We start from the raw sequence: 24,204 nt of genomic DNA, 5'->3' as shown, positions 1-24,204 counted from the left end.
CTTTACGACGCTAATCGACCATTGTATAATGTAAATTGGTGTGAGTGTCTATTTTCCTACTTTAAGTTTACTAGTTTCCAATGCAGCCACAAGAGCTGCACGCGAACTTAGTTATATTATGCTCTAACTCTGGAAAGGGGGTGAACCAAACAATGAGTAAATCGAGCTCAAATATTGTTAGATTCAACCTAAAAAATAAAACCAAAGATATTCAAGGAGGAGAAAAAAAGGTTATGAAAAAAAGTTTATCCGTAATTCTTTCTACAGCAATGGCATTATCCATGTTTTCTTCCGTAGCATTCGGTAAAACATCTGCTGACTTCACAGATCTTAAAGATCTTGACGCAGCTACAAAAGCGAAATTCGATGCATTGATCAGCGCAGGTATTTTTGATGGAGTGAGCGAAACTACATTTGGTCTTAAAGACGAAATGAACCGCGCTCAATTCGCAAAAGTTGCAGCTTTGATCACTGGTATCGAAGTAAACAAAGATCTTAAAACTTCCAGCTTCTCTGATGTTAAAGTAGATGACGCAGCTAATGGCTACGCACTTCCTTTCATCGAAGCTTTGAAAACTGCTGGAATCACTGATGGCTATGCTGAAGGTCAATACAACCCAGCTGGTAAAGTAACAAAAGAACAACTTGCGACTTTCTTGGTTCGCGTACTAGGTAAAGATGCTGAAGCAAAAGCAAAAACAGGTACTGATACAACTGTTTCTGGCTGGGCACAAGGCTATGTAGCATTGGCTCTTGAATTGAAACTTCTTCCTGCTGGCGCTGATGGCAAATTCGGTGGTCAAGGAAACGCAACTCGCGACCTTCTTTTGACTGGTGCATACGAAGCGAAAGCTCAATATGTATCTCCTGGTAAAGTATCCGTAACTGAAGCTAAAGCAACAGGCGTTCAAAAAGTAACTGTTACTTTCAACAAACCAGTTGACGATACTAAAGCTAAAGTTGCATTGACTAAAGGAACTCAAGCAGTTACTACAACTACTGTATGGTCTGATGACAAGAAAACAGCTACTTTGACTCTTACAGATGTTAAAATTACAGAAGGTAAATATACTGCTACTGTCTCAGGTTTAGATGCGACAGCCGTTGATAAAGTAAGCGGTGAATTTACTGCTGAAAATGAAAAAGTTACAAAATTGGATTTTGTAAATGCAAGCGAGAAAATTGCTCAAAGTCCAAGTGTTATCATTCAAGTTAAAGCATCTAATCAATACGGTGAAAATGCTTCTTACACAGGCGGAAGCTACACTGCATATGTAAATGGTGTATCCAAAAACCTAACAAGAAACGATGATACTGGCCTTCTTGAACTAGATGTTAACACTAAGAGATTAGATGGAACATCTGTAGATACGCAACCAGAAGTGTCCGTTCTACCAATTAATGTATTCTTTACAAATTCATCTGTTGCTGTACAAAGAACTTTCAAAATCGGTATTGCTCCAATCGTATCCAAAATTCAGCTTGGAGCTGTGAAATATCCTAATAGCCAAACTGCTCTGACTGAAAAAGATCAATCTGCAGAAATTGCTATTACAAGATTTGACCAATATGGCGATAAAGCATCCAAAGCAGCATTCACAGATGGCGCTGGTGTAATTTCAAGCAGCTACAAAGCTACTGTAATTGTTACTCCATACTCATTCGAGTCTGTTGAAACAAATACGGATGATCTTGATAAAATCAAAGTAAACCTTAAGAAAAATGTAGAAAAAGATGCTGATTTTACAGTAACTGTATATGTGGGATCCTCCTCTGAAACTGCAAAAGTTAGCGTTAAATCTGCAAAAACAGCAAATAAAATTGAGATTGGATCTCTTTCTGGTGTACTTGCTGAAGGTGATAAAGACAAATATGTTCCAATTATCGCATATGATGCTGCTGGAAATACATTATCTGCTGATGATATCGTAGCTAATGCTAAAGACGGAAGAATTTCCATTCAAGTCTCTGGCGCGACTATTAGCGGTGTTACTAATGCATCAGGTACAGTAACGGGTATCGTTGAAAACGGCGAAAACAAAGGTAAGCTTAAGTTGGATGAAGTAACAACTGCTGAAAGAGGAATTGTGTTTGTTAACGCAGGTATCTATACTGCTGGCATCCAAACTAATGCTACGCAAAGCTACCAAGTTAATGAAGCTCGCAAACCTTCTACAGTTGTAGTAGCTACAGCTCCTGCTGCAAAAGCAGTGCTTGGTGCTTCCTCTGAGTTTGTTCTAGTGGTAAAAGATCAATACGGTGCTACTCTTGATTCTGCTAAATCAAGCTTAGCTGGAAAATATGCTGTTAAAACAACAGTAACAGGTTCCACTTATGCTACAGTTGTAGGTAAAGATAGTGCATGGGCAACTCGACAAGCTGAATATGTAATTACAGATGATGCGTCTGCTAATGTTGCTTTGGCAACATCTTTCAAAGGTTTCAACAAAGGCTTTAAGTTTAATACAATCAACAACACAAGTGGTGAAGCTAAAATTTCAGTTGATCTAGTTGAAATTGTGAATTCTGCAGATCGCACTAAAGATAGACTGATCAAAAACCAAACTGCTTCCATTAAAACAATTGCTAATGATAGCAATCTAACTTATGCATTGAATTCAGTTGTAGATCTCTATGCATACTTAGACAGCACTTATAAGCATGCTGATGACGTTACAAATAATTACTTGTCCAGTCTTGGTAGGACTCTTGAAGTAACTGCTAAAGATGGATCAGGCGATAAAGTTGCTATTCCATCCGACCGCGTAATTGGCGCAAGTTCATCTGCTCCAAGTGTTGTGAATGCAGTTTATGGTTCAGCAGCCGGTAAAGTAAATGTTGTTGGTAACAAAGCTGGTTCTGCTACAGTAACAGTAGTGTTTAAAGCAGCTAATGGTGAAATTAAAGAGCTTACGACTAATACAATCAACGTAAAAACTGATGCTCCTACGGTAGCAACAATTAAAGCTGGAAATACTGGTATTGAACTTGCATACGGTGCTACATCGTCAACTACAGAAGCTATTCTTAACTTAACAGTTAATGATAGTTATGGAATTGAGTACACTGATGCTGAGATTCCTAAATACCAAAATGTATTAGGTCTTCTTTACACTGTAACTGGTAAAGTTGGAACTGGTACTGTTACTGTAGATCAAACAACTGGTGCTGTAACTATTACTGGTACTGTTAAAGAATTCGTTCTTAAAGCAGTTACAAGCAATGGTAAATCAGCTACAACTGTAGTAACAATTGATCAAACTCCTTAATAGAATTTGGAGTTAAGAAGACCCTCGATGAGGGTCTTCTTGTTTTTTACTTAATAAATTAAGGAGAGTAATGCTTAGTGAATTACTTATTAAGTTTTAGATCAATAGTTTTACTAATAACTTTCTTTAATGTACTAACATTATTTACCACATCCCAAGCCGAAGCCCCCACCCCAGGCTCGTCCACCGACCCGGTGATCACAAAGAGCTACTTCGACCAGAACACCTTAAGCGAAGCAAAGGTGAAGGAGATTGTCGCCTCCGCGATCGCGGCCAATGCTGGCGCAGGCCAGCCTAGCGGGAGTAACGGAGGCACGGGCACTTCCACGCCAGCGACAATGAAGGTTGTCCAATTGCAAAATGGACAAACGCTTTACGCCGGTGCTGGCGCCGAGTTTATCGTGCGAACTGGCAGGGTACTCGCCGTGAGCAACGATGAAAATGGCATCCCGGATGTAACGGGAGGCAAAGATCTTTCAGTGGGGACGGAAGTCGCGCTGAATCATCTTTTGATCTTCCCGGCCGAGGGCCGTGGTATTAAGTCATCGCCTAAGAATACGGCGGACATCTTTGTCATGGTACGCGGAAGCTATTTATTGTTGAATGCCGACGGAAGTAAGGTTGCTCAATAAAGTTTTTTGCAAATTTTAAAACTAAAATGTTTGTTCATTTGGTCGTATTTCAATAAAACTCTTCTCCATAATTTTACCCAATCTGACAAGTTCTTATGCGGTTCGACTTCAGGAATCTAGCCATACTAGTGATGTACTCACATCATCGGCAATTGCTTATGTAGTGTCGTAATCACAACAAAAACTCTAAGGAGGCGTTTGTTATGGCTAGAAACAATAATAAAGTGGTTCCTGAATCGAAAAAGGCATTAGATATTTTAAAGTATGAGATTGCTGCTGAATTAGGTTTGCCTGTCGGTAAGCAAATGTCGCTTCATGCGGATACGGAGTTTGCGACGGAATTGGGCTCGATTCCTTCCTCTTCAATGAAAGAAGACTACTGGGGACATATCTCATCGCGAGATGCAGGAGCAGTAGGGGGAACGATTACTAAAAGACTGATTCAGAAAGCAGAAGAAGCACTATTTTCTTTATAGATTTGATGAATTATTCATAATTTCTTCACGGTTTGCTGCATTGACACTAGACGACAAATGACGTAAGATAACTAATTGAAGGTCAATATTTAATTTAACCTTTTCCAATCGGGAAAGGTTCATTTTTTTGTTGTCTTTATTCATGATTACTGGGTTTACTGTTTGATTCTAATTTTTACCATTGCGGAATTCAAGGATCTTGTTAGCGCTTGAGCGCAAAAGAGGGATTCCGTTTGGCGTGAAAAGCTGCCGCTAAAGCCGGGCCCACTTTTTTTCATATAGAGGCATCGTGTAGAAGCTTTTCAAACATACTAAATGATATTAGGAGGATGAATGATATGGCGCAAGTACGTGGACGTCGTTTATTTACATCCGAATCCGTAACAGAAGGTCATCCGGATAAAATTTGTGACCAAATTTCTGACTCGGTATTGGATGCATTTCTTGCCAATGATCCGAATGCTCGTGTAGCATGTGAGGTATCTGTAGCAACTGGTTTGGTTTTGGTAATCGGTGAGATTACTTCAAGCTCTGAATATGTTGATATTCAAGCGATCGCTAGACAAACAATTAAGGATATTGGTTATACGCGTGCGAAGTATGGTTTTGACTCCCAAACTTGTGCGGTTCTCGTTTCTTTGAATGAACAATCCCCTGACATTGCACAAGGTGTTAACAGAGCCCTTGAAGCAAGAGAAGGTTCGATGTCTGATGAGGAAATTGACGCAATCGGTGCTGGTGACCAAGGTCTGATGTTCGGATTCGCGGTTAACGAAACGCCTGAGCTTATGCCTCTTCCAATCTCGATTTCTCACCAATTGGCTCGTCGTTTGACGGAAGTTCGTAAAAATGGAACTCTTCCATACCTGCGTCCGGACGGTAAAACACAAGTAACGGTTGAGTATGTCGATGATAAACCAGTTCGTGTTGATGCGATTGTTGTATCCACACAGCATGGCGAAGAAGTTACATTGGAGCAAATCCAAAAAGATATTAAAGAACATGTCATTAACCCAATCGTTCCAGCTCATTTGCTGGATGAGAATACAAACTATTTCATTAACCCAACTGGCCGTTTCGTAATTGGCGGACCTCAAGGGGATGCTGGTTTGACAGGTCGTAAAATCATCGTTGATACTTACGGTGGTTATGCTCGTCACGGCGGTGGCGCATTCTCTGGTAAGGATCCAACGAAAGTTGACCGTTCCGGTGCTTACGCAGCGCGTTATGTTGCGAAAAACATTGTAGCAGCTGGACTTGCTGAAAAATGTGAAGTTCAATTAGCATATGCTATTGGTGTAGCTCGTCCAGTGTCCATTGCTGTGGATACTTTTGGAACAGGTAAAGTAAGTGAAGAGAAGCTTGTTGAGCTGATTCATACTAACTTTGATCTTCGTCCTGCGGGCATCATTAAAGAGCTTGACCTGCGTCGTCCAATCTACCGTCAAACAGCTGCTTATGGTCACTTTGGCCGTAATGATCTGGATGTTCCTTGGGAGCGTACAGACAAAGCTGAGTCTTTGAAAACACAAGCATTGGTTTAAAATTTATGGAAGTCGTCCTTATTGGGCGACTTTTTTGCATTTTATGATAACTAAGAATTACAACAATACGAGAACATATGTTTGTTTTAATTTCTATTTTATGGTATAATAATTATATAGTCCGAAGATGCTCTAAGTTTGAGTATTATGGTATAATCGTAAAACAGAATTAAGTAATTGGATCGGGAGTGATGATGTTGGATAATGACTTGAAAGAAGCATTAACCGCGTTACTTAGGGCTGAATTATTACCAGTGATAGACAGATTAGACAGAATGGAATTGGAACAAGCTCAAATAAAGCAAGCTGTATTGGAAACCAATGAAACAGTGAAAAGGATGGAGCTTATTCAAGAGCAGCAGCATTCGATTATTGAACTATTATCCGCTAGGTCGATTGAGCAAGAAGCTAAGCTTAAATGGTCTAAATAAAATGTCACGTATCTCAAGCAGAGAGCAGATCCGAGTAGGGTCGTGCTCTCTTTTCTTTTGCTGGCTCGTGGTCATATTTTTGACGTATAAATACAACTTCTCTTAGATCGTAACTTTTTCACTAGTTTAAGAGTCTATATAGATATCCGAAAAGATAGATACTAGACTTAAACTGAAAGAGGAGAGTGGAAAAGCAGCATGATGGTACAAAAGCAAGTAGGAATGGGTGCGCTGGCTTGCGCATTGGTATGGCAATTGGTTGCGGGGACTACGGTAAACGCGGCAGGGCCGACGTTGACACTTAGTTCGCAGGAGACGATTACATCTGGTGCAATTATGAAGAATTACATTTGGAAGACTACTAGAAGCAATAAGGACGTATCGGTGAACGCCAATGTGGTAGAAGTCGATTTGACGAATCCGAACGTTAAGATAGACGCAATGGCTGGGACGAAGAATCAGTTCACGAAGAACCAGAGTGTTTTGGGTATGGTGAAGGATACCGGTGCCGTGGCAGGTGTGAATGGGGATTTCTTCAATACACAGGCGGAAGGTGTTCCAGAAGGCGCGCAAATCACGAATGGTCAAGTAATGGCAACCCCTGCGAAAATATCTGGACTTTATTCTTTTGCGATTACGAATACGAATCAACCGATTATTGATATTTTTGATTTTCAAGGCAGGGTGACGGCGAAGGACGGGACTTCTTTTGAGCTTGGCGGTGTGAACAAAACGTATTATTGGGACGACAATGATGTCGCGATGATCGCAGACGGACTTTTCCTCTATACGAATGCCTGGGCTTTAACGCAGCGTGCAGTTGATGGAACCCATGTTCCAACTGAAGCACTCATACAGAATGATGTAGTCAAGGAAATTGCCGTAGATACGAATATTAAAATGGTTGCTCCAGCAGATGGCTATATCCTCAGAGGCTCTGGTCTTGCCAGGGAGTTTATTGTAAATCACCTCAAAGTCGGAGATAAGATCACTACCAAATATGATATGGTCCCGCATGATGCGTCTAAGACGTATGATTGGAAGAATTTTAAAATGCTCATTGGCGGCAGCACACTGCTAGTGGATGAGGCAAAGCCGAGTTATTTTACACGTAATATTGGCGATTTCAGTGGCTATAGCCCACGTTCCCGAACGGCAATAGGCTATTCCAAAGATATGAAGACGGCTTATATCATTACTTCGGATCGCAGTGCAGGCAGTGCAGGGATGACGCTCCCCGAGCTTCAGCAGTTTATGATTAGTGCTGGTGTTTGGAGAGGGATGGTTCTGGATGGCGGGGGATCGACGCAGATGGTTTCAAGACCTCTCGGAGATTTTGATCCGAAGCTAGTTAATAAAACAGAGAATGGCAATCAGCGTTCCGTTGTAAATGGTGTGGGTGTGTATTCGACGGCACCGAAGGGCGATTTGAAGGGACTTATTTTAAAAGGTCAAAATATTTTATTTATGAATGAATCCAGCACTTATCAATTTAAAGCTTATGATGACTATTATAATCCGATTTCCGTAGAGGGCATTGTTCCACAGTGGAGTAGTTCCACGACGATTGGAGCGTTCAAAGATAATGTGTTTACACCGACATTGCCTGGCAAGACCCAAATCATTGCCAAGTCAGGCAAAGGTTCAGCATCCATGGACGTCGAGGTTGTCGGAAGAAATCAGATTACTTCCATGAAATTTAATTCAGGAGCCTTTTCACTGACAGAAGGCGGGGATTTCAAGCTGCCTATATCGGTAACGACTAGGAGTGGTGCAACACGCGAATTGCCGGCGGCATCAGCAACTTGGGAGCTAAGTGGGGTTAAAGGGTCTCTGAAAGACGGTATTCTTCATGTGGATAGCGCTTCGGGCTCTCAGGCGGCTCAGGTTATTGCGAGATATGATGGTTATAGCACGATGGTTACATTGCCTGTTGGTCAGGAGAAGGTTTGGTACGATCTAGATAAGTTTGCAGTTATGACAACAGGCGATAAGTATCCAGCCGAGGTTGTTTCAGCTGTTAATATTGTGCCAAATAGCGGGAACAAGAGTCTAGAAATTTCGTATGATTTTACAAAAGGAACAGGTACCAAAGCAGCTTACGCTAGATTCGATGGGATGAACGGTGTTCAGATTGAAGGAGAGCCGGAGTTTATCACTGCCAAAGTGCTCGGTGACGGAAGCTTTAACTGGGTGCGCGCAGAAATCATTGATGCGAATGGGAAGTTGAATTACGTAAGTTTCACTGAAAATATGAACTGGACAGGCTGGCGCAAGGTAACGGCTGATGTGTCCGACCTCAAATTTCCGATCAAAATTAAGAGTGTATATATCGCTAATCCAGCGAATGGACAGGATGAAAGGGCCCCAAAAGGGAAAATTAATATCGATGATATCTCTTTCATTTACAAAGGACAGCTAGCCGCTCTACCGAAAAATGCGGTAAAATTGACTGTGAATAAGAAACAAGCGACACTGAATGATAAATCCTATACATTAGAGCAGGCTCCGACGATTGTGAATGATAATACGTTAGTTCCTCTTCGTTTCGTAACAGAAGCATTAGGCGGTAATGTGAAGTGGGATGACAAAGAGCGGAAGGTAACCGTTATTCGAGGTGACAAGCTGATTGACCTGTGGATTGATAATGCTGATCTGCTTGTAAACGGAGATCGTGTGACCGCTGAAGTGTCTCCTAAAATCATGAATAATGTGACGATGGTGCCTTTGCGACTCATTTCAGAGAAATTAGGCTTTAAAGTAGGCTGGGAACCCAAAAATTATGGGATTACGATCGAATAAATAGTGCTAGAAGTACACGGCAAACGGGTAAAACTATGATACAATATGGGGTAGACTAATTTCTAATATTGTTTTATAAAGGAGCTCGTTTCATTTGCAGCCAGACGCTATAGATCGTGTCATTAAAAACGCAATTAACGTCATGGAGAGCAGCAAGTACCAAATGTTTGAAATCGCTGAAGCTTCTCGTGTGGAAAAAGAGTCACTCACTCGCGAGCTCGAAGAGATTAAGTACGAAACGAGTGTTACCATCGAGCTGGTTGACAATTTGGAGAAGGATTACAAGCGATCTCGTATTCGACTTACGGAGGTCAGTCGTGATTTCAACAAGTATCGTGAGGAAGATATCAAGATTGCTTATGAAGCCGCGATTGCTTTTCAATTACAGCTGACAATTGCTAGGGAAAAAGAAAATAATCTAAAGACTCGGCGCAATGATCTGCAGGTACGCACGAAAAATGTGGACAAGCAGGTGGAGCGAGCAGAAACAATCGTATCGCAAATGAATGTGGTACTGGAATATTTATCGGGCGACCTCAATCAGGTGACTCGTATACTCGAATCCGCCAAGAACAGGCAATTACTCGGTTTGAAGATTATTTTGGCCCAAGAGGAAGAACGGAAGCGTATTGCGCGTGAAATTCACGATGGTATGGCTCAAACCTTGGCGAATGTAGTGCTTCGAACTGAAATTGCCCAGCGTATGCTGGTAAAAGAGGATATTCCCGCGGTGAAGGAAGAATTGGTAGATTTGAAGGGTCAAGTCAGAGGGGGGCTTGAAGAAGTTCGTAAGATCATCTTCAACCTCCGTCCGATGGCTCTCGATGATCTAGGAATCGTTCCGACACTGCGTAAATATGTACAGGATTTCGAAGATAAGCATAGAATTCGCACACAGTTTAATCTCGTAGGCAAGGAGACTCGCATTCCGTCTGGGCTTGAAATTGCTATTTTCCGACTTGTGCAGGAAGCTTTATCTAATGTAAATAAGCATGCAAAAGCTACTTTCCTATCTGTTGAACTCACACTGGAGCCGGATCAAGTGCAAATCTACGTGGTAGATAACGGGATCGGTTTTGACGTGCCGCAGACAGAACAAAGAATAGCCAAGGGAAATAATTTCGGCTTGCTGGGCATGCGTGAGCGTGTCGAGCTTCTGGAGGGCACGATGGTTCTAGAGTCCGAAAAAGATTCAGGTACAAAAATTACGATGCTAATCCCTATCGGCGGCGTTGGAGAGAACAAGGAGGAAAAACAGAATGGACAACACGGCGAGTCATAAACGCAATGTGCATATTGTCATTGCGGACGATCATCAGCTGTTTCGTGAAGGTGTTAAACGAATTATTAATATGGAAGATGATATGGAAGTCATCGGTGAGTGCGGTGATGGTATCCAGGTTATCGAGCTGTGCAATCAAATCACGCCGGATATTGTTCTCATGGATATTAATATGCCGCTCGAGAACGGCGTTGTGGCGACTGAACGGCTTAAGCTTATTTTTCCCGATATCAAAGTAATCATTTTATCCATCCATGATGATGAGAGCTACGTGTTCGAAACTCTTCGTAAGGGGGCTTCAGGTTATTTGCTGAAAGATATGGAAGCGGAGTCGCTCATTAATGCGATTCGTTCCGTAGTGGCTGGTCATGCTTACATTCACCCTAAGGTTACTGGCAAGCTGATTAATCAGCTCAGACGTATGACCTATTTGGATGATGTGGGTGTAGTTGGTTCCGGCCAAGGCGTCAAAGATTCAGCTCTTAAATACATACATAATACAAATAGTCCGCTAACCAAGCGAGAAGCAGAAGTTCTTCGTCTGATGGCGGAAGGTAAAAAAAGCAATAAGCTGATCGGAGAGTTCCTCTATATCAGTGAAAAAACGGTGAAAAACCACGTCAGCAGCATCCTCCAAAAAATGGAAGTTGATGATCGTACACAAGCTGTTATTATAGCAATTAAAAATGGTTGGGTAACGTTGTAATCTCCATTTTCACGAGAGGAACCCCCCTTAACTTTGCAGCATACACTGCAGGTAAGGGAGGGACCCGCTATGTGGATTGGATTGCTTTGGATCTTAGGTTGCTACGGAATCAGCATTGCTGTGCTCCATTTATTGCTCGGCACTCGCAGAGGTGGAAGCAAGAAAACGGCTAATGTGCTGCTCGTCACCAAAAATAATCAAAACCAAATTGAATGGTATATTCGCTCCTTGTTTTTCTTCTCGCGTTTTAAGGGCAACGAAGTGAAAGCAACGATATTCGATGAAGGATCTTCCGACGATACGAGGAAAATCATTGAGCGCTTATCCCATAGCCATTTGCTAGAGCTTCGGTATCTGACGGATTATGACGCGGTTGACCACTATTTACGTCAACATGATAGTGAACCCGTGACTGTCGTTCATCTAAGCAGCAGGGAGGATCTAGTGAAGATCCATGTCGGTTGAAGGCAACGGTTTCAAGTACTTAGTTACAATGAGAGTAAGGTGAGGAATGAAGGTTCAACTTTATGCAGTTTGTTTGGGAAAAGAGTGGGAGTGGCGATTAACGATTCACTCACAGACGGACATCCAATATTGGTTCGAGCAATACGCAGCCGACGCCGGCCTCGTAGTGTTCGAACCTTTTATTTCGTTAGGGCAGGGTGTGCGGATGCTTCAGGGGCTGAATGTGGAAAATCAGTTGGCGTTTGAATCGCATGACGAGAGAGTGCTGGAGCGGCTTCGGCAGCTTATGCATGAATACAATATCCCTATTGGTGAAGATCTTCGTATGCAAAAGATTAAATATGAGGTGTGGAAGCAAGGGAAGTATCCAAGTAACACGTTGGATGCGTATGTATATGCCATTATTGTGGAAGCTTGCAGCGGTCGGTCGCTGCTTGTAGAGGAATTTCAACAACTGTTGGTGACGGTTGGGGTAGATTTAGGGACAGGAAATGAGTGGCTATCCTATCTGCAGCTTGCTCATCTCAATGGTGATGTTGAGGTGAGGAATGGACTAGAAGTGATCGAGCGCCGAGATTGGCGCCAGGGGTTTAGAAAGACGACGAGCTACACCTGTAAACGGTGTGGAAGTGGTGCGAAGCGCATGTTTTGGTCGGCTTGCTTGCATTGCGGACAAGCCTGTCCTTATTGTGAGGAGTGCCTGACCATGGGGAGGGCTCGGTTTTGTTCTTTGCTAGTTATTGGGCACTCGAGGGAGGTTGCGCCGACGGGGTCCCGGGTGGGGCAAGGTGGCGTGGAAGATCGAGAGAGGGAAGAACAGGAAGAGCAGCTTCGCGCTTATATTGAGCCTTGGGGGCTCAGTGAGGCCCAGGCTAGGGCTTCGTTGGAGGGGCTGCGCTATATATGCGGGAATGGTGTTGAGGGCTCGAGGGAGAAACGGACTGGTTATAGAAGAGTAGGTTGGCCAGGGAGCAGAGCGAGGAAAGGCAGCGAAAGAGCGGGAGCTGATGCAGAAGTAAAAGCAAAAGTGAACCACCAATTCCCGCGAAGGTTCTTGATCTGGGCAGTTACAGGTGCGGGGAAGACGGAGATGATCTTTCCGTTGATCCATCACACCGTTGCGAGAGGAGGGCGTGTGCTTATCGCGACACCACGTAAGGACGTGGTGTTAGAGCTGCAACCACGAATATGCCGCGCATTTGCCGATTACAGCGTGGTGACGCTGTATGGTGGAAGCGAGCAGCGCTGGGAGCAAGGGCAGATTACAATCGCGACAACGCATCAGCTGCTGCGCTTTCAGGAGGCTTTTGATCTTGTCATTATCGATGAGATTGATGCTTTTCCCTACCATAACAATCCCATGCTTGCCTATGCAGCGGCTAAAGTCTGCAAAGCAAGCGGAACGAATATTTTGCTTTCGGCTACACCGCCGAGGGCTGTAAGGCAGGCCGCAAAGCGGGGGAGATTACCGCATGTTCGAGTGCCGGTACGCTTTCACAGGCACCCATTGCCAGTTCCTCAGCTGGTTTCGGTCCCACCTCTGAGGAAAATAGTCCAGTCACAAATAATGCCGAGTTCATTATTTGCTAAGCTGGTGGCCTCGGTGGAACGAGGTGCGCAGGTGTTTGTTTTTGTCCCCAACATTCAGTTGGTCGAGCCAATGGTTAATCTTCTAAGGTCTAAATTAAGTCATGGCATGAGTGAAGCTAGTTTGTGTATCGAAGGAACCTCATCCAAAGATCTTGCTAGAACTGAAAAGGTCCAGCTTTTTCGAAACAGAGAAATCCGTGTGCTGGTCACAACAACGATTTTGGAGCGAGGAGTCACGGTGCCAAAGTCTGATGTGTTCATTATGGATGCCGATTCGAAACTATTTGATGAAGCAGCGCTCGTTCAGATGGCTGGGCGTGCAGGCAGGTCGCAGGACGATCCGGCAGGGAAGGTCTATTTTGCAGCAAAAGAAATCACGCAATTTCAAAAGGAGGCAATTCGAAAAATTAAGCAGATGAATCGCATCGCACGTAAACAGGGCTATTTATTAAGGGGGAAATGAATGAGCTATCAGCAAATGAATTTGAGGATTTTGATTAAAAAAGTGATGGGTTCGGTAGCTTCGCTGCTTAGTCCGCTGAAAAAAGAATGTTTACTTTGCAAACAGAATAGCACTCTCCGTGTTGATGAATTAGGACTTTGCCATTCGTGTTACACACGAATTCCTTGGATTCGAGAAGCGCTTTGTCCAACTTGTGGACGAGGGGAATTTTGCTCAGACTGTCAACGAAGGCCGCATTCCTATTTTATAAGAAGCCGTAGCGCTGTCAGATATGATGAAACGATGAAGGAATTATTGGCGCGATATAAGTATCGTGGAGATGAGCGTTTGAAGACGGTCCTCGGGAAGATGCTTGTACATTCTTATCACTTATTACATAAGGATAGAGACACTTTTCCCTCAGAATCCGATTCTGTGAAGGAGTTTATCACTTTCGTGCCAGTGAGCGAGCGCAGAATGCTGGAACGTGGTTTTAATCAAGCGGAGCAGATGGCAGTTGAACTTGGTCATAGAATAGGGATCCCTGTCATACCCCTTCTTAAGCGTTCCAAGCACACAGATAAACAAAGCTTCAAGAAGAGGAATGAACGGCTGGACGATTTGGAGCATGTTTTTGAGGTGAATGAGTCGATTTATAATTATTTAGAAGAATCTTCGGCTACTTCGTTTGTTATTTATATCGTGGATGATGTTTATACGACTGGAAGCACTATGAATCAATGTGCCAAGGTTCTCAGGGAGTACATATCTGCCGAAGTATTCGGTCTAACGTGGGCGCGGTAGCAGGAATTGTCACCACATCTGTCAAAAATATTATTGTGCAAACGCTGTCGAATTACTGTAAACTGGAATTAATAATTGGGTGATGGGAATAATAGGAGGGGGCTATACAATGGGCATGAATGTAGCTAATTGTCCGCGCTGCGGGAAAATATTCGTTAAAGGCTTTAACGAGGTTTGCCCGAATTGTGTGAAGGATTTGGAGCAGCAGTATGAGAAATGCTTGAAATACCTGCGTGAAAACAAAGGTACCACCATAAATGATTTAAGTGAGGCAACAGGGGTAGCGGTTAAACAGATCACTAAATTTATCCGTGATGGCCGAATCTCTATTATGCATGCGCCGAATATGTCTTTTCCGTGTGAAGTATGCGGAACGCTGATTCGTGAGAACACGATTTGTGAAGCTTGCCGCAGCAAGCTTGTGAAGGATGTAAGGAATAATGCAGAGGATGAGCGGCGTAAAACGGAAAAAGTAGCAAAGGAAAGTCAAGTTAGTTTTAAAATCAAAGATCGTTTGAATGATAGACATTAACTATTCTCTAAATAGGACTATAGAGATATAAAGTTTCATAGGTAAGATGCCGATAATAGTGGTAAAGATTATCGGCTTTTTATTTTATATGTCTCAGTAATAGGAGTGTTATCGTATGAAAATTAATGACAATCAACGGATCGGTGCAGTAAATCCTTATAAAAAAGCAGGCGACGCCACTTTCGCTCATGCTGCCGGCAAGAAAGGTAAGCCTAAGGATCAAGTCGAAATTTCTGCTGAGGCAAAGGAACTTCTAGGAGCTTCGGGAAGTGCCCGAACGGAAGAACAAACGCTTCGTATTGAACAATTGAAGTCGTCCGTCGCGGCTGGGACTTATCGTGTGGATGCAGGTAAATTAGCTGAGAAAATCCTTCCTTACTTGAAGTAAGAAAATAGCGTACACAACAGATAGAAGCAGGTGACGATCATGTCGATACAGCCCTTGTTGGAAACGATGGATAAACTTCAGGAAGCGCATGAAGCTCTGCTTGAACTTGCAAAGGGGAAAACGGAGATTCTTGTTAGCAACGATATCGATCAACTCAATATGATTGTTAATCGGGAGAATAAATGGGTTAGGGCGATTACAGAAGCGAATCAACAACGGATTCAAATCATCGGCTCTTACTTGATATCTAGAGGTTATAATCCTAATCCCAAAATAACGGTTAGTGATTTGATTAAGGTTATTTTTAAGGCAGAAGAGAAACAAGCGCTAATGGAAGCTCAACAAAAGCTGCTTGTTACCATAGAGGAATTAAAAGAAAGCAACGTCATTAATCAGCAGTTAATTGAACAGTCCTTGGCTTTTATCAATTATTCACTCGATTTGGTCATTGGTGCGCCAGAGGATGATATGGTCTATAGGAATCCTAATCAGGCTAAAAGTGGAAATCGATTAGGGATGTTTGATAGAAGAGGATAGCGGCTATATTCAGAATACCCAAGTAGGGCATAGGAGAGGGAAACCATGAGATCGACTTTTGGCGGAATTGAAATATCCAAGCGGGGGATCCTTACACAGCAAGCTGCACTAACAACGGCTGGACATAACGTAGCTAATGCGAACACGCCGGGCTTTTCACGTCAGGTTGTCAAAATGGTTGCAGCTGAACCCATCGAAGCTTTGAGTTTAAACCGCTCCACCCTCCCAGGGCAAATGGGTCAAGGGGTTGAGTTCACAGAAGTAAAGCGCATACGTGAGGCTTTTCTTGATAAGCAATTTGCGAATGAGAACAAAAGTTTCGGAGAATGGTCTGTTCGTCAAGATACATTAGAGAAGTTAGAAGCGATCATCAACGAGCCGTCGGATACGGGGCTTCGTCAGGTTCTGGATAATTTTTGGAACTCTTGGCAGGAGTTGGGCAAGCAACCGGATAATATGGAAACGCGCGCAGTTGTCAAAGAAAGTGCAATTGCGTTAACAGATGCTTTCAATCATGCCGCTAAACAGCTCAACGATCTTGCATCTGACTTGAGTGATAATATTTCTGTTAAGTCAACCGAAGTGAATTCAGTCCTGAAACAGATTGCAAATTTAAATAATGAAATATTCCGAGTTGAAGGATTAGGTAACAATGCAAATGATCTTCGTGATCAACGAGATCTATTGGTTGACGGACTATCTAAAGTCATTAATGTGACGGTTCAAGAAGAGTCACGCGGATATCATATAAGGATGGGAAATCAGGATTTGGTAGTGGGAAGTACACCGACGAATTTTACCGTGGATCTTGTGGACTCAGCCTACCAAGGGGATCTAAACAGCGGGCAATTGTTTGGACTTAAGTTATCAAATGAAAGATATGTCACTGAATATAAGAATCAATTGAATTCGATGGTTACCACAATTGTAACTTCGGTCAATGATATGCATAAACAAGGATACACATTGCAGGACACACCGCCTAAGAAAGGCGGAGATTTTTTTGCACCTAGTACTGATTTTAGTAACGCAGCACTGACAATGAAAGTAAGTAGCAATATTACGGATAATGTAGAGAATATTGCTGCTTCGGCAAGAACGTATACGGACGCGAGTGGTGTCGAACGTGTGGTCAAAGGGAATAATGAATTCGCACTGAAATTAGCTAACATTAAGAATACGAAATACAATTTCGATGGTTCCGGCGTTACCAAAATTATCCTCAACGGCGGAACGTTCGATGAATTCCTTCGTGCAGTTGTATCGGAAATCGGGGTTCAGACGCAAGAAGCACAGCGTCAAACGTCAAATCAGAAGATTCTTGTAGACCAGGTGGATGCAAGACGACAATCAGTAAGCGGTGTGTCTATAGATGAAGAGATGGCAGATATGATTAAATACCAACATGCATACAATGCGGCTGCACGCTCTTTGACAACGTTTGATGAGATGCTCGATAAAGTCATTAATTCAATGGGTACGGTAGGCAGATAATAGCTTAATACAAATTTGATATGAGGTGAAACGAATGCCGCTTCGCGTTACGCAAGGCATGTTAAATACTCAATTATTGCGCAATATTAATGGGAATATGAGTCGCATGGACAATTTACAGAATCAGTTATCGACAGGTCGCAGAATCAATAAGCCTTCTGACGATCCGGTAGGGATTAGTTTCTCAATGCGTTATCGTAGTGAATTAGCCGCCAATGATCAATACCAACGAAATGTCGATGCTACGGTGTCTTTCCTAGATTATAGTGAAACAGCATTAAGCCAGATAGGTGAAGTACTGCAAAGGGGTCGGGAACTAACTGTACAGGCTGCTAATAGTACAAATTCGAGGGATTCCCTGGATGCCATTAAAATTGAAGTTGATCAGCTATACAACCAACTAACGACTATAGGAAACAGTCAATTTAATGGGAAATATGTCTTTAATGGACAAATTACAGACAAGGCCCCGTTTCCTGATCCGAATAATCCTGAGAATGCTGTTACTGATAACGGAGAGATCAAGTTCGAGATCGGTGCAGGGGTGCAGATTGCTATGAATAAGACAGCAACTGACATTTTCGGGAAATCTGGCGATAAGGACAACGCGTTTCAGATGCTTAAGGATCTTTCAGCTGCATTAACCGCTGGAGACAGTAATTTAATTGCAGAGTCAATTACGACTATTGATCAGAGAATGACGAAGATAATCGGAGCACGTTCTGACATTGGCGCCAAGACCAACCGCATTCAATTAGCCGAAGAGCGCCTCCGTGACATAGGTATCAATCTACAGAGCTTGCAATCTAAGACGGAAGATGCAGATATGTCGATCGTTATTACCAACCTTAAAATGGAGGAAAATGTTTACCAAGCCTCCTTATCAGCAGGCTCCAAAGTAATTGTTCCGACATTAGTTGATTTCTTACGTTAATGTAAAGTTAGGAGGGGGCTGAATTGTCGAGTATTCCACAACTTCAAATCCGTCAGCAACCTGCCCTCATAGGAATTGATGCTGATTTAGGAACACAGGATATTAGGCAGCCGAAGGCAACCTACGAGATGAAGACTGATCGCCCTCAACTAGAGATACATCAGGAGCCAGGAGATTTACAGATTGATCAAAGTCGGGCATGGGATGCACTGGGTATGGGACCGATTTTAGAGGCAATGTCTAGAATTTACACCCAAAGCAAAGATGTTGCTCTGCAAGGAATCGCCCGAATTGTAGAAAACGGGAATCGCATGGCTGCGATTCACTTGCATGGGAACCCCATTGCTGATATTGCCAAACAGTTAACATTTGAACATCCAGAATTCGATTACTATGGCGAGGCATCTTTCGACAACGTAGATATTACGTATACACCATTTAAAGCCGAAATTAATGTAATAGAGGGTAAAATCAATGTGAATGCACAGATAAATCAGCCTGAAATTACGTATAATCGAGGAAAATTAGACATTTATGTGCGACAGTACGCTAAAGTTGAGTATATACCACCCCAAATTGATTTTAAAACTTAAAACTGTATAATCAAGCTATAGATTTTTCTATAGCTTCTTTTCGTATATATAGACTAAGGAGAGATGTCATTCATGATCGTACAGACATTGTTTTTTGGGGAACTTGAAGTTGTAGAAGCAGACACCATGACATTTCCGGGTGGTATTCCTGGTTTTGAAGCTTGTACACAGTTTATGTTAGTACAGCCTGCAGATAGCCTACCCTTTTCCTACTTACAGTCCATTCAGCAGCCGGAGCTTTCTTTCTTGGTCGTAGACCCTTTCCTGTTCTTTAAAGACTACGAAATCAGTCTTCCAGACTCTGTACAGGAAGAGTTACTGATTGAGCAGGCGACGGACGTACAACTTTATACGGTTGTTACAGTGAGTAATGGGAATTCGAAGATAACCACTAATCTTCTAGCTCCTATTGTCATGAATACGAAGAAGTGTCTAGCCAAACAAGTGATATTACATGACTCTAACTATCAGGTGAAGCACGAGATTATTATCAATAATCCGCTGGAAACCATGAAAGATGAGGGGTGACGGGAATGTTGGTACTGGCAAGGAAAAAAGGTGAGTCCATCATGATCGGGGACCAAATAGAAATTGTTATTCTTAGTACGGACGGCGATACAATTCGAATAGGTATTAATGCGCCCAAGAATGTTGAAGTGTACCGAAAAGAGGTATTCCTTCAGATCAAAGAAGCAAATATGGATGCATCTAAACATACGGTGAGTCCTGCAAATATTAGTTTATTATTCAATAAAATAAAGTAGGAAAAAAATGTCGATGATGAATCGACATTTTTTTTGATTTTGCTATAAACTATTAGAATAGTACTGACGATATATATATCATGAGGCAATAAGTTAGGACGGCCGACCTACTTAAAACCCTAAAATAACATCCACATGGACGTGGATCAAACGACCTTCAGGAGGAAGAAAAATGAGAATTAATCACAATATCGCAGCTTTGAACACACACCGTCAGTTGAACAGTGCATCTACTGCACAAGGTAAATCCATGGAGAAATTATCTTCAGGTCTTCGTATCAACCGTGCAGGTGATGACGCTGCTGGTCTAGCAATCTCCGAAAAAATGCGTGGACAAATTCGTGGTTTGGATATGGCTTCTAAAAACTCACAAGATGCTATTTCATTGATCCAAACTGCTGAGGGTGCATTGAACGAAACTCATGACATCCTGCAACGTATGCGTGAGCTTGCTGTTCAATCAGCTAACGATACGAATACAGGTGGCGACCGTACAAAACTACAAGATGAATTGAACCAATTAACAACTGAAATTGATAGAATTTCAACTACAACTGAGTTTAATACTCAAAAACTTCTAGATGGTTCTTTCAAAGGCACATTCCAAATTGGTGCAAATGAAAGTCAATCACTTAATCTATCTGTAAATAAAATGGGTGCTCAAGCACTTGGATTGACTTCGAGTGCCACTGTTGAAAATACTGCTGTACTAGCAGCTAATACTCTTAAAGATGGTATTTATACTGTAGATGCTAATGGTACAGACGTTAAAGATGCTGATGGTAATATTGTAGGTCAAGTTAACGGTGCTGACATTGAAGATGCTGCTGGAACAGCTGTCATTACATTTACAAATGACCCAGCTGCTGGTGCAACTTTTACAATCGCAAATGGGAAAGCCGAATTAAAGCAAGCTTTAGGTGCTCCTGCTAAAGAATTATCTGCAGGGAATTATGAAATTAAAGGTACTGATCTATTAAAAGATGGACAAATAGTTGGTGCACTGACTGGTGCTAGTATTACATCGTTAAACGGTAAAACTCTTGCTGCTCCTATTGTAATGACTGATGTAGGTCAAACAGCTGCATTTGCAGATGGGGATAAATTCACTATTAATGGCGCAGATATCTCTTCAAGAGAAAAGGCATCAGGATCAATTACTTCAATTAATAACGCAATTGAAAATGTTTCAACAGAACGATCAAAATTAGGTGCTGTTCAAAACCGTTTAGAACACACGATCAATAACTTGAATACTTCTTCTGAAAACTTAACAGCTGCTGAGTCTCGTGTACGTGACGTAGACATGGCGAAAGAAATGATGACCCAAACTAAGAACTCAATTCTTGCTCAAGCTGCTCAAGCAATGTTGGCTCAAGCTAACCAACAGCCACAAGGTGTACTTCAATTGCTTCGTTAATTTAATGTTTAGAGATGGTCCTAGGAATGTTCTAGGGCCTTTTTTTTTCTAAAAAATTAGCTAACACTATCCTACTCTATTGCCGATAATAAGAGTATATAGTTAACTTCGGTAGGAGGTTATTAAAGTGAGTATTAATAATTCTTTAAGTGGAATAGGCGGTTTATCAGGATCGGATAAGCCTATAGAGTCGGTGGCTAAGCCACAAAAAGCCGAGGAGACAAACCCTGTAGCTGTGGGTGAGTATGTGACATCTCGAATCAATAACACCTACGATCTTAAGCAAGCAGAGCTTCAAGGGAATACTGTTACAATTAGTGATGCTCAGGTCGTCAAAGCTCTTGAACATGCGATTAAAGCGATGGAGGGAAAATCCACTTCTTTGGAATTCTCTATCCATGAGAAAACGAAGCTTATTTCAGTGAAAGTACTAGATAAAACCACGGGGGAAACGATCCGTGAAATCCCGCCAGAGAAGAGCTTGGATTTTGTTGCCAAACTATGGGAAATGGCTGGAATCCTTGTCGATGAGCGTAGGTAATTAGCGATTAATAAATGAGGGATGGTGGGTCACCAATGGTCATGCGTTTGAATGGATTCTCAGGGACTGGAATCGATATTGATGATACTGTAAGTAAGTTAATGAAGGCAGCTCGTATGCCTCAAGATAAATTAAAACAAAAGAAGCAGACTCTTGAATGGCAGCGAGATGAGTATCGAGCCATGAATTCTAAAATCATGGACTTCCGTAGTGCAGCTTTTAATATGAAATTGGAGTCATCATATCTGAGTAAGAAAGCTACCTCTTCAGCTGAGCATGTTTTGACAGCTACTTCAACATCAGTAGCAGCTGAGGGAACGCATAAATTGGAAATTCTAAACCTTGCTAAAGCGGCACAAGTTTACTCTACGCCTCCGAGTGGTGCAACTAGTGATAGTGCACTTATAGGCCTAACAGAACCAGCGAATTTTACAATAAGCGGCAAAACAGGTTCTGTCACTTTAAATCTTAAGGCAACAGATACGATAGCAAGTGTGGTATCACAGGTGAATGCTAAAACTGGTGTAACTGGCGTTAGCATGAACTACGACACGAATCTCAAGAGTTTCTTTTTCACATCTTCCAGTACAGGTGTTACCGGGGACTTCACCTTAAAGATGGAGGGAGATCAAACTGCAGATCCAGGTAATCCAGGTGACTGGTTGAATAAAGTATTTGGATTAACTAGTGTATTTGACCCTGTCACTGAGACCTCTACGCTTACCATAACTGGGGATAAGGCAAAAGTTATGGTTAATGATGATCCTAACATGGTAGCATATTATGATTCCAACAACTTCACCTTTAATGGTATGAATATTACTGCCAAAAATTTGGGTGTAGCAACTCTTACAACCACACGGGATCTCGACACAACATTTAATAACATTAAGTCCTTTGTTGATAAATATAACGAGTTAATTACTACCATAAATTCGAAGATGGATGAAAAGAGATATAAGGGTTTTACTCCATTAACCGACGAACAGCGTTCTGAGATGAAAGAAGATCAGATTAAAGCGTGGGAAGAAAAAGCAAAGAGCGGAATGTTGCATAATGACGACTTGCTTTCAAGTGGTATTAATAACATGCGGACATCCTTTTCCACAATTACCCAGGGCTTGCCGATTGGTACTGCAAAGAGTTTATCCGAAATTGGCATTACAACGGGTAACTATATGGATAAAGGCAAAATATATATAGATGAAGCCAAGCTAAAAAAAGCCATTACGGAAAAACCCAATGAAGTTATGGCACTATTTAATGCAGATGATAAGAATGCTGCTTCCGATTTGGGCGATGGATTAGCAACACGCTTGTATGATCGAGCAAATGCATTAATGAAAACCATCACGTCTAAAGCTGGGGCTAGCTCGGGCATAGATCTTAACTCTGTTATAGGAAAAAATATGAGTAATATCGATACTCGCATAAATAGTATGACCTTGCGTCTAGACACGTTACAAACACGATACTACAAACAATTTACGGCGATGGAAAAGTATATTACCCAATTGAATGCACAGAGTTCGTCACTCGCCTCACAGTTTAGTTAGAATGAGATTTAGAAGTATTAACTAGGGGGATATCATTATGATTCAAGCTCAACGCAATAAATACATGGAAAATACAGTTCAGACAGCTACTCCAGCGCAATTGTTAATTATGCTATGTGATGGGGCGATCCGGTTTTGCCGTGCGGGTGTTGAGGCTTTGAAAAATACGAACTACCAAGACGCTAACACCAACCTAGTCAAGGTACAAGATATTATTAGCGAATTTTCCATCACGATTGATCGTAATGCCTCGATTGCTAGTGATTTACTAAGATTATACGAGTATTTCAATCACCGTCTTATTGAGGCGAATATGAAAAAATCCGCGGAGCCGGCTGAAGAAGTATTAGGATTTCTGATTCAGTTGAAAGAAACATGGATGCAAGCTGCGCTGCAAGCGAAAGGGATCACTGCAGCACCTGTTGGAGCTTCCCATGGATGAGTTGGTTACAGAGCTGGAGCAACGAACGCAACAAGCACTAGCTGAGCTGGCTATGATGGATGCGGAGAGACTCGCTGAGTATATGGAGCAGCGTGGTACGTTAATGCAGGCAATAATTGATGCTACGTTGGCTGTACCGGCACAGAACACGATGACGTACAAGGAACGCATTCAAGCAATCCTTGGTGCGGATCCGATTTTCGTCCAGAAGCTCACACAATTCCGAGATGAAGCTCGCGAGCAATTAGCGAAGATTGATAACGGTAAGACTCAAAAGAATGCGTATGACAACGCATTTGATAATGAAAGTTACTTTTTTGATCGAAAAAAATAGATGCTCCCCCAAACCTTTTGCCGCGGCAAGAGGTTTTTATTTTTTGCAGTTTTTCTAAGTTTCGGCTAAAACCTGTGGACAATCCATCCCGCCTAACCCCATTTGTGCATAAACCAACCACAATGAACCCAACTTATCCAAAATTCTCTCCCCACAACCTGTGGATAATGTGTACAATTATGTGCATAACTTTGTTGATAAAATGTAAAGAAGCCCGATACGACAA

General features: G+C 42.2%; 24 protein-coding genes. All 24 read left to right on the top strand.

Annotation, left to right across the window (positions count from 1 at the left end; translation table 11 throughout):
• Window positions 1-152 precede the first annotated feature (152 nt).
• The 24 genes from QFZ80_RS33440 (at window position 153) to fliT (ending at window position 23,978) form a co-directional block, all read left to right on the top strand.
• The gene (locus tag QFZ80_RS33440) at window positions 153-3,269 is read left to right on the top strand and encodes an S-layer homology domain-containing protein (protein ID WP_307563043.1); all 3,117 of its coding nucleotides are present in this window, start codon (window positions 153-155) and stop codon (window positions 3,267-3,269) included.
• 242 nt (window positions 3,270-3,511) lie between these two features.
• The gene (locus tag QFZ80_RS33435) at window positions 3,512-3,901 is read left to right on the top strand and encodes a hypothetical protein (protein WP_307563041.1); all 390 of its coding nucleotides are present in this window, start codon (window positions 3,512-3,514) and stop codon (window positions 3,899-3,901) included.
• Window positions 3,902-4,104: 203 nt separating this feature from the next.
• Entirely contained in the window at window positions 4,105-4,377 is a 273-nt protein-coding gene (locus tag QFZ80_RS33430; RefSeq protein WP_029194931.1) for an alpha/beta-type small acid-soluble spore protein, read from the top strand.
• Window positions 4,378-4,715: 338 nt separating this feature from the next.
• Window positions 4,716-5,921, top strand: a complete 1,206-nt coding sequence (gene metK / locus QFZ80_RS33425) for a methionine adenosyltransferase (RefSeq protein WP_307563038.1) — start codon at window positions 4,716-4,718, stop codon at window positions 5,919-5,921.
• A 191-nt stretch (window positions 5,922-6,112) separates the two neighbouring features.
• Window positions 6,113-6,352: a hypothetical protein gene (locus QFZ80_RS33420; RefSeq protein WP_307563036.1), complete on the top strand. Its 240-nt coding sequence runs from the start codon at window positions 6,113-6,115 to the stop codon at window positions 6,350-6,352.
• Window positions 6,353-6,550: 198 nt separating this feature from the next.
• Window positions 6,551-9,154 carry a stalk domain-containing protein gene (locus tag QFZ80_RS33415; RefSeq protein WP_307563034.1) on the top strand — a complete coding sequence of 868 codons (2,604 nt, stop codon included), beginning with the start codon at window positions 6,551-6,553 and terminating at the stop codon, window positions 9,152-9,154.
• A gap of 94 nt (window positions 9,155-9,248) precedes the next feature.
• Window positions 9,249-10,436 carry a sensor histidine kinase gene (locus QFZ80_RS33410; protein ID WP_307563032.1) on the top strand — a complete coding sequence of 396 codons (1,188 nt, stop codon included), beginning with the start codon at window positions 9,249-9,251 and terminating at the stop codon, window positions 10,434-10,436.
• The gene (locus QFZ80_RS33405) at window positions 10,414-11,142 is read left to right on the top strand and encodes a response regulator (RefSeq protein WP_307563030.1); all 729 of its coding nucleotides are present in this window, start codon (window positions 10,414-10,416) and stop codon (window positions 11,140-11,142) included. Before QFZ80_RS33410 ends, QFZ80_RS33405 begins: the two co-directional genes overlap by 23 nt.
• 69 nt (window positions 11,143-11,211) lie before the next feature.
• Window positions 11,212-11,607 (top strand): hypothetical protein, encoded by a 396-nt coding sequence (locus tag QFZ80_RS33400; protein WP_307551141.1) that lies wholly within the window; start codon window positions 11,212-11,214, stop codon window positions 11,605-11,607.
• Window positions 11,608-11,653: 46 nt separating this feature from the next.
• The gene (locus tag QFZ80_RS33395) at window positions 11,654-13,660 is read left to right on the top strand and encodes an ATP-dependent helicase ComFA (RefSeq protein WP_307563028.1); all 2,007 of its coding nucleotides are present in this window, start codon (window positions 11,654-11,656) and stop codon (window positions 13,658-13,660) included.
• On the top strand, window positions 13,661-14,443 hold the full coding sequence (locus QFZ80_RS33390) for a ComFC family protein (protein ID WP_307563026.1): 783 nt from the start codon (window positions 13,661-13,663) through the stop codon (window positions 14,441-14,443).
• A 109-nt stretch (window positions 14,444-14,552) separates the two neighbouring features.
• Entirely contained in the window at window positions 14,553-14,975 is a 423-nt protein-coding gene (locus tag QFZ80_RS33385) for a TIGR03826 family flagellar region protein (protein WP_307551147.1), read from the top strand.
• Between the two features lie 115 nt (window positions 14,976-15,090).
• Window positions 15,091-15,363, top strand: a complete 273-nt coding sequence (flgM, locus tag QFZ80_RS33380) for a flagellar biosynthesis anti-sigma factor FlgM (RefSeq protein WP_307563024.1) — start codon at window positions 15,091-15,093, stop codon at window positions 15,361-15,363.
• Between the two features lie 39 nt (window positions 15,364-15,402).
• Window positions 15,403-15,900 carry a flagellar protein FlgN gene (locus QFZ80_RS33375; RefSeq protein WP_307563023.1) on the top strand — a complete coding sequence of 166 codons (498 nt, stop codon included), beginning with the start codon at window positions 15,403-15,405 and terminating at the stop codon, window positions 15,898-15,900.
• A 45-nt stretch (window positions 15,901-15,945) separates the two neighbouring features.
• Window positions 15,946-17,394, top strand: a complete 1,449-nt coding sequence (gene flgK / locus QFZ80_RS33370; protein WP_307563021.1) for a flagellar hook-associated protein FlgK — start codon at window positions 15,946-15,948, stop codon at window positions 17,392-17,394.
• A gap of 34 nt (window positions 17,395-17,428) precedes the next feature.
• Window positions 17,429-18,328, top strand: a complete 900-nt coding sequence (flgL, locus tag QFZ80_RS33365) for a flagellar hook-associated protein FlgL (RefSeq protein WP_307563019.1) — start codon at window positions 17,429-17,431, stop codon at window positions 18,326-18,328.
• Window positions 18,329-18,351: 23 nt separating this feature from the next.
• The gene (locus QFZ80_RS33360) at window positions 18,352-18,921 is read left to right on the top strand and encodes a DUF6470 family protein (RefSeq protein WP_307563017.1); all 570 of its coding nucleotides are present in this window, start codon (window positions 18,352-18,354) and stop codon (window positions 18,919-18,921) included.
• 72 nt (window positions 18,922-18,993) lie between these two features.
• Entirely contained in the window at window positions 18,994-19,449 is a 456-nt protein-coding gene (gene fliW / locus QFZ80_RS33355; protein WP_307563016.1) for a flagellar assembly protein FliW, read from the top strand.
• A gap of 5 nt (window positions 19,450-19,454) precedes the next feature.
• Entirely contained in the window at window positions 19,455-19,685 is a 231-nt protein-coding gene (gene csrA / locus QFZ80_RS33350; RefSeq protein WP_307563012.1) for a carbon storage regulator CsrA, read from the top strand.
• Between the two features lie 172 nt (window positions 19,686-19,857).
• Window positions 19,858-21,105 (top strand): flagellin N-terminal helical domain-containing protein, encoded by a 1,248-nt coding sequence (locus tag QFZ80_RS33345; RefSeq protein WP_307563011.1) that lies wholly within the window; start codon window positions 19,858-19,860, stop codon window positions 21,103-21,105.
• 127 nt (window positions 21,106-21,232) lie between these two features.
• Window positions 21,233-21,646, top strand: a complete 414-nt coding sequence (locus QFZ80_RS33340; protein WP_307563009.1) for a flagellar protein FlaG — start codon at window positions 21,233-21,235, stop codon at window positions 21,644-21,646.
• Between the two features lie 35 nt (window positions 21,647-21,681).
• Window positions 21,682-23,202, top strand: a complete 1,521-nt coding sequence (fliD, locus tag QFZ80_RS33335) for a flagellar filament capping protein FliD (protein ID WP_307563007.1) — start codon at window positions 21,682-21,684, stop codon at window positions 23,200-23,202.
• Between the two features lie 37 nt (window positions 23,203-23,239).
• Window positions 23,240-23,644 (top strand): flagellar export chaperone FliS, encoded by a 405-nt coding sequence (gene fliS / locus QFZ80_RS33330; protein ID WP_307563005.1) that lies wholly within the window; start codon window positions 23,240-23,242, stop codon window positions 23,642-23,644.
• A complete protein-coding gene (fliT, locus tag QFZ80_RS33325; RefSeq protein ID WP_307563003.1) occupies window positions 23,637-23,978 on the top strand; it encodes a flagellar protein FliT in 342 nt (113 codons plus the stop codon). Before fliS ends, fliT begins: the two co-directional genes overlap by 8 nt.
• Window positions 23,979-24,204 lie beyond the last annotated feature (226 nt).

This window comes from Paenibacillus sp. V4I7 (assembly GCF_030817275.1).
GTDB lineage: Bacteria > Bacillota > Bacilli > Paenibacillales > NBRC-103111 > Paenibacillus_E.
The sequence above is the reverse complement of the archived record's forward strand: the minus strand, read 5'-3'. Positions and strand labels throughout refer to the sequence as shown.